10 protein-coding genes are annotated in these 11,581 nt (G+C 68.2%); 4 read left to right on the forward strand and 6 right to left on the reverse strand.

Translation table 11 applies throughout. The annotated features are described in order from the left end of the window. The 4 genes from ACFP1K_RS10090 to cutA all read right to left on the reverse strand — a co-directional run bounded on the left by ACFP1K_RS10090 (position 1) and on the right by cutA (position 2,964). On the reverse strand, positions 1-843 hold the full coding sequence (locus ACFP1K_RS10090; protein ID WP_380749532.1) for a M55 family metallopeptidase: 843 nt from the start codon (positions 841-843) through the stop codon (positions 1-3). A gap of 10 nt (positions 844-853) precedes the next feature. Next, entirely contained in the window at positions 854-2,092 is a 1,239-nt protein-coding gene (locus ACFP1K_RS10095; protein WP_380749535.1) for a DUF6395 domain-containing protein, read from the reverse strand. Then, the gene (locus tag ACFP1K_RS10100; RefSeq protein WP_380749538.1) at positions 2,089-2,454 is read right to left on the reverse strand and encodes a hypothetical protein; all 366 of its coding nucleotides are present in this window, start codon (positions 2,452-2,454) and stop codon (positions 2,089-2,091) included. Before ACFP1K_RS10100 ends, ACFP1K_RS10095 begins: the two co-directional genes overlap by 4 nt. 174 nt (positions 2,455-2,628) lie before the next feature. Further along, on the reverse strand, positions 2,629-2,964 hold the full coding sequence (cutA, locus tag ACFP1K_RS10105) for a divalent-cation tolerance protein CutA (RefSeq protein ID WP_380749541.1): 336 nt from the start codon (positions 2,962-2,964) through the stop codon (positions 2,629-2,631). Positions 2,965-3,029: 65 nt separating this feature from the next. Here cutA and ACFP1K_RS10110 point away from each other — a divergent pair, with 65 nt between their 5' ends. Further along, entirely contained in the window at positions 3,030-4,055 is a 1,026-nt protein-coding gene (locus ACFP1K_RS10110) for a hypothetical protein (RefSeq protein WP_380749545.1), read from the forward strand. Between the two features lie 5 nt (positions 4,056-4,060). Here the strand turns inward: ACFP1K_RS10110 and ACFP1K_RS10115 are convergent, their stop codons facing one another. Further along, positions 4,061-4,555: an SDR family NAD(P)-dependent oxidoreductase gene (locus tag ACFP1K_RS10115; protein WP_380749551.1), complete on the reverse strand. Its 495-nt coding sequence runs from the start codon at positions 4,553-4,555 to the stop codon at positions 4,061-4,063. Positions 4,556-4,956: 401 nt separating this feature from the next. Here ACFP1K_RS10115 and ACFP1K_RS10120 point away from each other — a divergent pair, with 401 nt between their 5' ends. Next, complete coding sequence (locus tag ACFP1K_RS10120; RefSeq protein ID WP_380749557.1) at positions 4,957-5,538, forward strand: DUF6879 family protein; 582 nt, start codon at positions 4,957-4,959, stop codon at positions 5,536-5,538. 82 nt (positions 5,539-5,620) lie between these two features. Further along, positions 5,621-6,313: a DUF6082 family protein gene (locus ACFP1K_RS10125; protein WP_380749562.1), complete on the forward strand. Its 693-nt coding sequence runs from the start codon at positions 5,621-5,623 to the stop codon at positions 6,311-6,313. A 107-nt stretch (positions 6,314-6,420) separates the two neighbouring features. Here the strand turns inward: ACFP1K_RS10125 and glgP are convergent, their stop codons facing one another. Beyond that, positions 6,421-9,024: an alpha-glucan family phosphorylase gene (glgP, locus tag ACFP1K_RS10130; RefSeq protein WP_380749565.1), complete on the reverse strand. Its 2,604-nt coding sequence runs from the start codon at positions 9,022-9,024 to the stop codon at positions 6,421-6,423. Positions 9,025-9,544: 520 nt separating this feature from the next. Here glgP and ACFP1K_RS10135 point away from each other — a divergent pair. Then, entirely contained in the window at positions 9,545-11,572 is a 2,028-nt protein-coding gene (locus ACFP1K_RS10135) for an alpha-1,4-glucan--maltose-1-phosphate maltosyltransferase (RefSeq protein WP_380749568.1), read from the forward strand. Positions 11,573-11,581: the final 9 nt, after the last annotated feature.

Here is an 11,581-nt window from a genome sequence, read left to right on the forward strand (position 1 = left end):
TCAGCCGTACACGCCACTGCCGCAGGCCACCCGGCCCGCGATCATCGCGTAGACGCCCAGCAGGGCCATGATGTCCCGGAAGTCCTCCGTGGTGAACTCGATGTGCCGGGGGCCCGCCAGGCGGGTGCCGGGGATGAGGGAACATCCCGCCGCGATGGCCGTGGAGTTCCACTCCACGCCGAGCGTGAACGGCGACGGCACCACGTGCGGCCGGAAGTCGCTGAGCCGGTTCAGCGCCCGCGCGGCGGCCTCGCGGATCAGCGCCTGCGCGACGCCGGGCGGCAGCAGCTCGGCGGCGAACCGGTCGATGCCCTTCTTGACCGGCACGGTCTCGACGTCGCCCAGCAGGTCACGCGCCTCGTCGCACGCCGCCTCGTCCCCGGTGACCAGCGCCACCGGCACGCCGAGGAAGCCCGCGAACCCGGCGACCAGCCTGATCTCGCCGCAGACCTCGCCGTTGAGGTACACGTTCTGGATCTCTTTGCCCATCCAGGTGTGGTTGAGCACGCCGTGCTGGGTCCCGGCGCGGGCGTGGTAGCCGGTGAAACAGGCGGCGTCGAACTCGGCGGTGAGGCCCTGCGCCATGCGCATCGGCTTGCCCGGCCCACGGATCAGGGAGGCGCGGGCGTCCAGCAGGTCGACCCGGAGGTTCTTGGTGGAGCCGTGCGCGTCGTTGACCACCACGGCGGTCGCCCCCGCCTCGCCGGCGCCCGCGACCACGGCGTTGGCGTCGGCGGTCATCAGCTCGCAGCCGCGCTCGTAGCCCCGGCCGCCGGCGTGCATCTCCTCGGGGTCGGTGAGGCCGGTCACGCCCTCCATGTCCACCGACACGTACACCTTCATCGCCGACCCCTCATCCCCGCAGGCCCCAGCTCTCCACCCGGTGACGGTCCGCGGCGTCCATGAAGCCGAACCGGTCCGCCATGACCGCTTCGATCCCTTTGCGCCACCGCTCGGGGATCTCCTCGACGGCCGGAGGGTAGCACCGCTCCAGCCAGCGCGTGGACTCGACCGTGGCCTTCAGGTGCTCGGCGGCCCTGGCGAACGGGGTCTTCTCGATGCCCGGCACGTGGGCGCAGCCGTACTCGATCATCTCCTGCCCGCCGTACGGCGGCGGCAGCTGCCACTTCCGCGCCACCGGACGGTCGGCCGTGATCTCCGTACGCAGCGGCCGCCGTTCGATCGCCGCCTGGATCAGCTCCTTGTACAGGCATTTCCCGCACCGCCCGCACGGCCCGCTGCCATCCCCCCGCAGGCACCAGCGTACCTGTTCCCGCAGGTCGGACCCGAGGGCGATCCGCATGGTCATCGCCTCACTGATGCCCCCCGCCGGGAGCACCAGCGGCATCCCCACGGCCGCGAACAGCCGCCCCCACTTCCCGTGCCCCGACCACATGGGATTGTCCGGCGTGAACCTGTGCAGATACCGCCCGCCGCCGAGCCACCGCGACCCGATCTCGTACCCCAGCGCCACCCCGCCGAGATCCAGCTCGTCCGCCGTCAGCAGCGCCCCCGCCAGCACCGCGTGATGCTCGGGATACCCCGGCCGCGGCTTGCGCAGCAGGAACTCCAGATCCGACCGGACGACCGTCACGTCCCGCCCGGTCTTGTGCGCCAGCCCCGCCAGCACGTCCGACCGGTAGTGCGTCCACCGGTTGGGCACCCGCGGATGCGGCACCCGCTGAAAGTGCACCAGCGGCGCCTCCGGCAACAACGCCGCCACCGCCACCGAGTCCGCTCCCCCGCTGTACGAGATCGCCAGCCGCTCCCCCGGCTCCCGCGCCGTCCCTCCCACGGGTCCCGCGTCGATCCCCCACCCGCTCCCGAGCGCCTCGGCCAGCTCCGCCGAGATCGCCCGGTCGAACACCACCCGCCCACGGGCCCACGGCGCCGCCACCGTCCACGCGGCCAGCGCCACAAGATCGGGATGCGGCTCCCCGCCGCCCGTCCCGTCCGGCAGCCGCACATGACAGGTGTCCGTCGCCAGCTCCACCGCCTGGCCGTCGGTCACGACCCCCTCGACCCCTTCGCCGTCGCCGAGCCGCAACCGCAGCCGCCACTGCGCGCCGTCCCGCGCCCACCCCAGTCTCACGAGACCCCCTGGGAACTGCGCCCGGTCTCGCCGTCCTCCCGCAGCCCGTCGAGCGCCTGCCAGATAAGGACCTCCGCCTGCAACAGGTGATCGACGGCCGACGCCGCCTCCGTGGCCAGCCGATGCGCGTCCTCGACCTTCGCCGCCAACCCCCCGGCGGGGGCGGGGGCCTTGGCCCTCCGCAACTGCTCGACCTCCCGCCGCAACTCGGCGATCTCCCGTTTGAGCGCCTGCACCTCCCAGAGGGAGTCCCGCACATCCTGCCGATGCTCCGCCCGCGTGACGTACCGTCCGTCGAACCGCCCCAGCACGGCCCTCAGGATCCGCCGAGGCACCAGCACCCGCCACACAACCCGCGCCATGACCGGTCACCTTAGCGGAATCCATGATCTATCCCACAGATTCCGCCCGAACCGGCACGCGCACCTCTCGCCGCTCAAGTCGATTGACGCGCGCCGAATTCCACTATCAGCGCCGAATTCGCAATTAAATCGCGGAGGCATTCATAGCGCCTCGGACGAGGCACCCGGGCGCGGCTAGCCGGCCGGGGGCCGCCTCGCCGTCTCCGCCGTGATCCAGTTCAGGTAGTCCGCCAGGCCGCCCTCGATGGGGACCGCCACGATCTCCGGAGTCGTGTACGAGTGCACGGCCTTCACCGCGTCGACGAGATCGTCCAGCCGCTCCGCGCCGGTCTTCATGAGGATGAGGAACTCGTCGTCCCGCTGGACCTCCCCCTCCCACCAGTAGACCGACCTGATCGGCCCGACGACCTGCGCACAGGCGGCCACCCGCCGGTGCACGACGGTCGTACAGATCGCTTCCGCTTCCTCACGGGTCCCCGTGGTCACATGGACCTCGAAATGCCGGGTCATGCGATCAGCCTACGAGGCCTCCGCGTACGCGGGACGGCGATCTCGCAGGCGTGGAGAATGCGGCAATGGGGTCCATCGTCCTCGATCTCGCCGTCGGGCTGCTGGCCGGCTTCGTCGTGCTCTCGTTGCTGGTCAACGGGGTGGTTCTCGGGTACAGCTCGATACTGGCGCTGCGGGCGAGGTTCCTGTGGGCGTACCTCCGCGACCATCTCGGCGGCGGCGCCGATCGCGACGGGCGCACCTGGCACCCCAAGGGCATGTGGGGATTCCTGACCCACCTGGCCTTCGGCGCGGACAGCCGCCCGCGTTTCAACCCGCTGCCCGCCTCGTCCCCGCCGCCCCCGGGAGGGGAGGGTTCGCCCGGCACGGCCCTGACCGATCTGTTCTACGAGCGGCTGAGCACGATCGACCGCCCCAGGAACGGCCGCACGGGCATCGAACGCATCGTCCCCGCTCAGTTCGCCGACGCCATGACGGAACTCGTCCACGGGCACGGCGGCCCGGAGCGGATGGTGGAGAAGCTGCGCGGGGACCGCAGTCCCTTCGCCACGACCATGGACACGATGTGGCAGCGAGCGAGCGGCGACGCCGAACGGTTCCACCACGGCATGGAGGAATGGTTCACCAGGCAGATGCTGCTGCTGGAAGAACTGTTCCACCGATACCACAGACGCGCCACGTTGCTCACGGCCCTGTTCTTCACCCTGTTCTTCGCCGTCGACTCCCTGGAATACGTCCAAGCGATCATCGACGACAACGCATTACGCGCCCAGCTCGCGGCCGACGGAGGAATCCCGCCCGCCACCCTCCAGCAGATATGCCGCGAAACCCCCACCGACCCGGCCCTCTGCCTGGCCGAGTCCCTCCGCTCCCCCGCCGTGATCGACCTGTTCGCCCACTCCCCCATCCGAACCACCTTCGGCCCCGACCTCGCAACCTTCCACTGGTCCCCCACCACCTGGTGGACCCGCCTAACCACCCCCGGCCACCTCCCCGGCTACCTCCTGACCTTCGCCGCCCTCGCCATCGGCTCCACGTTCTGGTGGAACGTGGTCCTCTCCCTCATCGGAATGCGCGCCGAAAAGAAGTGACCCCGCTATCCGGCCGTCAGCCCACCGTCAATGGAAAGGGCGGCCCCGGTGATGAACGCGGCCTCGTCCCCAAGCAGGAAGGCGACGAACGCGGCCACCTCCTCCTCCTTACCGGCGCGCCCGACCGGCATACGATCCAGAAAGTACTTCTTGGCCTCCGGATCCCGCGCCACCTCCCGCCACAACGGAGTGTCCACCAGCCCCGTCACCAGGGCGTTGACCCGGATCCCCTCCCGAGCCACATCCAGCGCCGCGGACCGCGTGAGCCCCACAACACCATGTTTCGCCGCCGAATAAGCAGCCACCATGGGGTCCCCGTTCACCCCGGCCGTGGACGCGTTGTTGACGATGGAACCACCCCCCGAAGCCGCCATCGCCGGCGCGCACGAACCACTAAAGACACCACCCATAGTGATCAGGTCGCCGATAACCCACAAGACGACATTTTCACCCGCGCGTCCGCCTTCGGGCCCGCTCGCGATCCCGGCCCCGACGATCAACTGCTGTCCGCCGGGAGGACTCCCATGGCACCCGATGCGCTTCTCATTATCGGTTGGATTGTAATGGTATTGACGGACCGTCAATTACTGGACACATATTGTCATGGAAATTTTGGCATGATATAGGTGCGTTCAACCGGTCTGTCGTAGGCGAGGTAGCCATGAGAGCTGTCAGGCGGCTAGGTAGCACTCCAAAAGAGCGTGGCGACACCACAGCCGTGAGCGGCTCGCCGGATATCCTTGAACTGGACGACGGGAGCTTCGCTGTCATCGGTACCGATATCACCGATCGGATCGGGATCCAACCCCTGCTCGATGCCAGATGCGCCGCCGATGAGCGGATCGTGCGGATCTCCCGAGCTACTTTAATATCGGCAAAAAATGATATTCCGGACAGTTAGATGATTCCACCTCAGTGGGCGACGGAAACCGGTGAACGACTGACCATTGATGAGTTCGGCCGCCAGTTCTTGGCGGCGTGGTCGCGGATCGAGTGGCGATTTCTCAAGCTTGAATGCTGGCAGACATATAAAGAACCCGACGGTAACAAGTCTCAGGAGCTGTACCGCCAGGGTGAAATCGACCTGGCCATGGAGATTTTGGCAAAGGAAGCCGAAAGCGACCGGCCTCTTTACGATGACGTCAGGAGCCGGGGGATCGAATACTCGAGGATTCGTCTCGTTCAGGAGCCGCTGACTTCGTATCTGAGGTATGAGCTGCTGGCCTACCGGATCCGAGCGGAGCTCGGTGAGGTCATCGAGATCGTGCGCTGTGACAGTACGCTGCGCCTGCCCAACGAGGATCTGTTCGACTTCCTGATCTTCGACCGGCACACCGCACTGATTCACGACTACGGTGACGCGGGGTCACAGTCGGGAGGCTGGCTGACCCGCGACCCCGGGGTACTCGCCTCCCTGGAGAGCAAAGCCGTCGGGTTGCGGCGGAGGGCCGTACCGTTGCCACAGTTCCTGGCCGCAGAGTGACGTCGAGATTATGCTCTGGTATGTGCTGTTCTTCCGGGTCGGTTCCTCGACGGTCATGTGACTTCCCGATATGGTCTCTCGGGTGCGCCGTCGCTGGTTGAACGTCCTTCTCATTAATCTTGCCCTGCTGCTCGGCGTCACGGTGGTCGCAGCCGGTGTTGTTCTGCCGGTGTCGTATCTGTTGCACATTGATGCCGCCGAGTTGCACCGCTGGTCGGAGATCGGCCAAGCGGTCACGCCGGTCGGCATCTTCTTTTCCGGCATAGCCTTCATCGCCATCGCGGTAACGCTGTTTCTGCAGAGCAGAGACCTGCGGAACCAACGAGAAGAGCTGGCCATTGCCCGCGAGGAGCAGATCCGCAGCGGTGAGATCGCCCTACGGGAACTGCACACCGACCTCATCAGAATGGCGATCGACGACCCGGAACTCCGCCAGGTGTGGCCCGAGATAACGGTCGGCGTCGACATCACAAAGAAAGATCACTATTGCAATCTGATTCTTAATCTCCAGAAAGTCGCCTACGAGACGCACACCATCGAACTGGCCGAACTGCGTGGTGCGCTTCGATATCTCATGGCCAGTCGCGACATGTACTCCTTCTGGGCGAAGGCTCGCACCGCTCGTGTCGCAGTCACGAGCGGCGACGAAGCCGAGGACTTCTTCACCGCCGAGGTGGACAGCGCTTTCTCCGCAGCTTCTCCTCCTCAGCCGCGGACCTTGCGTCCCCACCGGCTTCTTCCGAAGCTCTTCTGGCGGCCACGGCGTCGCAGGTAGCCGAAGACAGGCAGGAAACGCGGAGAGATGGTCCCCGGAGGGGCTCCCGGGGACCATAGGTAGGGATGTGCGGTGGTCCCCGGAGGGGCTCCGGGGACCGGGGGGTGTTAGCGGAGGGTGCCGTTGGTCATGCCTGCGGGCTCTTCGGGGAGGGCCAACAGGCCGCATTCGGCGGGGCTGGACATCAGGGGGTGGGTGGGGACTACTCGGACGGTGTAGCCGAAGGCGCCGGTGCGGTCTAGGGGGACGGTGCCTTTGTAGGAGGCCTTGGAGTCGTCGGCCAATGCGTCGACGGCCAGGGTTATGTAGGAGGGGTGGAGGAGTTCGTCGTGGGGGCCTACCTTGCCGTAGGCCGCCTGGACGTTGACGTCCTCGGGGGACAGCTCGCCGAGAGCCACGGTGGCGCGGATCTCCATGGCGGCGCCCAGCTCGGGGGTGTCGCCGATTCCGCTGGCCTCGATGTGTTCCACGCGGACGCCGGGCCAGGCCCGGGTGAGGCGGAGTTTCCAGGCGGCGAACTCGCGGGCGCGGGTGTGGTCGGCCTTGGAGAGTTCGCGGGCGGAGCCGGCGGCGGGGGTGTAGAGGTCGACGACGTAGTCGCGGAGCATGCGGCCGGCGAGGACCTTGGGGCCGAGAGAGCTGAGGGTGTGCTTGACCATGTCGAGCCAGCGGCGGGGGTGGGCGCCGCCGGTGCGGTCGTAGAAGCGGTCGGCGACCTCGCGTTCGATGAGGTCGTACAGCGCGGTGGCCTCGATCTCGTCACGGCGGTCGGCGTCCTCCACGCCGTCGGCGGTGGGGATGGCCCAGCCGTTGTTGCCGTCGTACCACTCGTCCCACCAGCCGTCGCGGATGGACAGGTTGAGCCCGCCGTTCAGGGCGGCCTTCATGCCGGACGTGCCGCAGGCCTCAAGGGGGCGCAGCGGGTTGTTCATCCACACGTCGCAGCCCTGCACCATGAGCTGGCCGAGGTTCATGTCGTAGTCGGGCAGGAACACGATGCGGTGGCGCACGTCCTCGCGGTCGGCGAAGCGGACGATCTGCTGGATCAGCTTCTTGCCGCCCTCGTCGGCGGGGTGCGCCTTGCCCGCGATCACGATCTGGACGGGCTTGTCCGGGTCGAGCAGCAGGGACCGCAGCCGGTCGGGGTCCTTGAGCATGAGGGTGAGCCGCTTGTACGACGGCACCCGCCGAGCGAAACCGAACGTCAGGACGTCGGGGTCAAGCGCCTCGTCGATCCAGCCGAGCTCGGCCGTGGAGGCGCCGCGGGCCCGCCACGACTCGCGCAGCCGCACCCGGGCGGCGTCCACCAGGTTGCGCCGCAGGCGGCCGCGGATGGCCCAGATGTCCTCGTCGGAGAGCTTCTGCACGCTCTCCCAGCCCTGGGCCTTCTCGATCAGGGACGGCAGTTCCTTGCCCGCCAGCTCCATGACCTCGCGGGCGACCCACGTGGGTGCGTGCACGCCGTTGGTGATCGAGCCGATCGGGATGTCGTCGAGGTCGAACCCGGGCCACAGGCCCTGGAACATCTCGCGGCTGACCGCGCCGTGCAGCTCGGACACGCCGTTGACGCGCTGGGCGAGCCGCATACCCATGACGGCCATGTTGAAGATCGCGGCGTCCCCGGCGTTGTCGGCGGACGGCGGTTCGGCGCCGAGGGCGAGGATGCGCTCCGCCGGGACGGTCGGCCAGGCGTTGTCGCCGCCGAACTGCCTGCCGATCATCTCGGAGGGGAAGCGGTCGATGCCCGCCGGGACCGGGGTGTGGGTGGTGAAGACGGTGCCGGCGCGGACGGCCTCCAGGGCCTCGTCGAACGACAGCCGGTGCTCGGTGAGCTCGCGGATACGCTCCAGGCCGAGGAAACCGGCGTGGCCCTCGTTGGTGTGGAAGACCTCGGGCTCGGCGTGCCCGGTGATGCGGCAGTACGCGCGCAGCGCGCGCACGCCGCCGATGCCGAGCAGCAGCTCCTGCATGAGACGGTGGTCGGTGCCGCCGCCGTACAGCCGGTCGGTGACGTCGCGCGCGGCGGCGTCGTTCTCGGCGACGTCGGAGTCGAGCAGCAGCAGCGGCACGCGGCCCACCTGGGCGACCCAGATCTGCGCGTGCAGCGTGCGCCCGCCGGGCAGCGGGATGGCGACCCTGGCGGGCGCGCCGTCCTGCTCCTTGAGCAGGCTGAGCGGCAGGCCGCCGGGGTCGAGGCTCGGGTAGTGCTCCTGCTGCCATCCCTCGGCGGACAGCGACTGGCTGAAGTAGCCGTGCCGGTAGAGGAGCCCCACGGCGAGGATGGGCACGCCGAGGTCGCTGGCGGCCTTCAGGTGGTCTCCGGCGAGGATGCCGAGACCTCCGGAGTACTGCGGGAGGGCGGCGGCGATGCCGTATTCGGGGGAGAAGTAGCCGATGGCCGCGGGGGCGTCGGGGAGTGTCTGGTACCACCGGGGCGCGGTCATGTACTCGCGTAGGTCGTCGGCGGCATCGGCCAGCCGACGGAGGAATCTGCGGTCGCGAGCCAGCTCGGCGAGCCTGTCGGCCTCGACCGCCCCCAGCAGCGCTACGGGATCATGACCGACCCGCTCCCACGTGCCGGGATCCACTTCCGCGAACAGGTCATTGGTCTCGGGGTGCCATGACCAGCGCAGATTGTGCACGAGTTCGCTCAGAGCGGCCAACTCGGCGGGAAGGACGGTACGTACGGTGAACCTGCGGATTGCTCTCACGAGGCCAGACCCTAGTTACTCAGCGCCACGACGCGCGACCGAAACACCCTTGCGCCCTTGCCAGATCTCATCCGATTCGCTCTCACCACCGCCAAAACTAGTCAAACAACACTAAAGCCGACAGCCGAGGGCCAACTCAAATTGATCATGTACTGTTCGCGCTCACAGGGCAACTCTCGGGGATGAGAGCTTCCCGTCGCCCCCCTAACTTCCCTTGAACAGGCATGAAGCGCGACTATGGGGGCAGTCCCATGTAAGAACCTCACCACAATGTAAGAGTCCCACGATCGTCTCTCCCACCAGGGCGGCGACGCCGTATGCCGCCCGCCGGCGTGCGCCGTCACCACCGGGGGAGAAACCTCGTCGCCTGAAGGGTGGCCAAACCCTCCCTTCGGGTGAATACGATCATGCCCGTCGGTACGGCGGACCTTCGGGCCGGGTCGGCACCTGCACCAAAGATCACTTCATGCCCTCACAATTCCCGGCGGCGCCCGGTGCGCCGCCGCTACCTTGAGACGCGATGATCGGACGAATCCCAATACTGGACATCCACCCTGCCGTCGAATGCGGACAATGGCCGGCCAAAGCCGCGGCGGGGGAGACCTTCGAGATAAGCGCGGTCGTGTTCCGGGAGGGACACGACGCGGTGGCCGCCGGGGTGGTGCTGACCGACCCCCAGGGCGCCAAGGGGCCGTTGCTCCCCATGCGGGAGGGGGCGCCCGGCACCGATCGCTGGGCCGTCGAGGTCACGCTCCCCACCGAGGGCGACTGGAGCTTCCGCGTCGAGGCGTGGGGCGATCCGCTCGCCACCTGGCTGCACGACGCGGAGATCAAGATCCCCCGGGGCATCGACGCCGACCTGATGTGCGAGGAGGGGGCGCGCCTGTTCGAGCGCGCCGCCCGCGCGGTGCGGGCCCAGGGCTGTGAGGGCTGCGGGCACCGGGCCGCGCTGCTGGCCGTGGCCGAGCGCCTGCGCGACGACGACTACGACCCCCGCGCCCGCCTGGCCGTCGCCGAGCTGCCCGACACGGCGGCGGCGCTGGCCGCCCACCCGCTGCGCGACCTGGTCACCCGGGGGCCCCGGATGCGGGTGCGGGTCGACCGGCGGCGCGCGCTGTTCGGCTCGTGGTACGAGCTGTTCCCCCGGTCCGAGGGCGCGGTGCTCGAGGACGGCGTCCCCCCGAGGTCCGGCGACTTCACGACCGCCGCCGAGCGGCTGCCCGCCGTGGCCGGCATGGGCTTCGACATCGTCTACCTCCCCCCCATCCACCCCATCGGCTCCACCTTCCGCAAGGGCCGCAACAACACGCTGAACCCCGACCCGCACGACGTGGGCTCGCCGTGGGCGATCGGCGCGGAGGAGGGCGGGCACGACGCGATCCACCCCGACCTCGGCACCATGGACGACTTCGACGCGTTCGTGAAGCGGGCCAAGGGGCTCGGGCTGGAAGTGGCCCTCGACCTGGCCCTGCAGTGCTCCCCCGACCACCCCTGGGTCAAGGAGCACCCCGAATGGTTCACGGTCCGGGCCGACGGCACCATCGCGTACGCTGAGAACCCGCCGAAGAAGTATCAGGACATCTACCCCCTGAACTTCGACAAGGATCCCGAGGGCGTCTACGCCGAGGTCCTGCGTGTGGTGCGGCAGTGGATGGCGCACGGCGTGCGGGTCTTCCGGGTGGACAACCCGCACACCAAGCCGGTGGCGTTCTGGGAGAGGCTGCTCGCCGAGGTCAAGTCCACCGACCCCGACGTGATCTTCCTGTCCGAGGCGTTCACCAGGCCGGCCATGCTCCGTGGCCTGGCCAAGATCGGTTTCCACCAGTCGTACACGTACTTCACGTGGAAGAACTCCCGGGCCGACCTGGAGCAATATCTGGGCGAGCTCTCCCACGAGACGTCGCACTACCTCCGTCCCAATCTTTTCGTCAACACGCCGGACATCCTTCATGAATACCTACAAAATGGCGGAATTCCGGCATTCAAGATCCGGGCGGTCCTCGCCGCACTCACGTCACCGAGCTGGGGCGTCTACGCGGGCTACGAGCTCGGCGAGAACGTCCCGGTGCGGCCGGGCAGCGAGGAATACCTGCACAGCGAGAAATTCGAGCTGCGGCCGCGCGACTGGGCGGGCGCGGAGCGCGAGGGACGGAGCCTGGCGCCGTTCATCACTCGTCTCAATTTGTTCAGAAGAGCACACCCTGCGGTTCAGGAACTGCGTAATCTACGGTTCCACAACGTCGACCACCCGGACATGGTCTGCTTCTCCAAGCGGCTGCCCGGCGCCTACGACCCGTCCACACGACGGAACGGCCTAGGCGATGTGGTCCTGGTCGTCGTGAACCTCGATCCCCACAACACGCACGAGGGAATGGTCTGGCTGGACATGCCGGGCCTCGGCCTCGACTGGGACGCGGAGTTCGTGGTGGACGACGACCTTTCCGGGGAGACGTATCACTGGCGGCAAGCCAACTACGTACGCCTCGACCCCCACATCAATCCAGCACACGTCCTCACACTGCGCGCCCTACCGCAGAGCCGGGCATAGGCACATGCC

It is taken from the genome of Sphaerisporangium aureirubrum (genome assembly GCF_042658925.1).
GTDB lineage: Bacteria > Actinomycetota > Actinomycetes > Streptosporangiales > Streptosporangiaceae > Sphaerisporangium > Sphaerisporangium aureirubrum.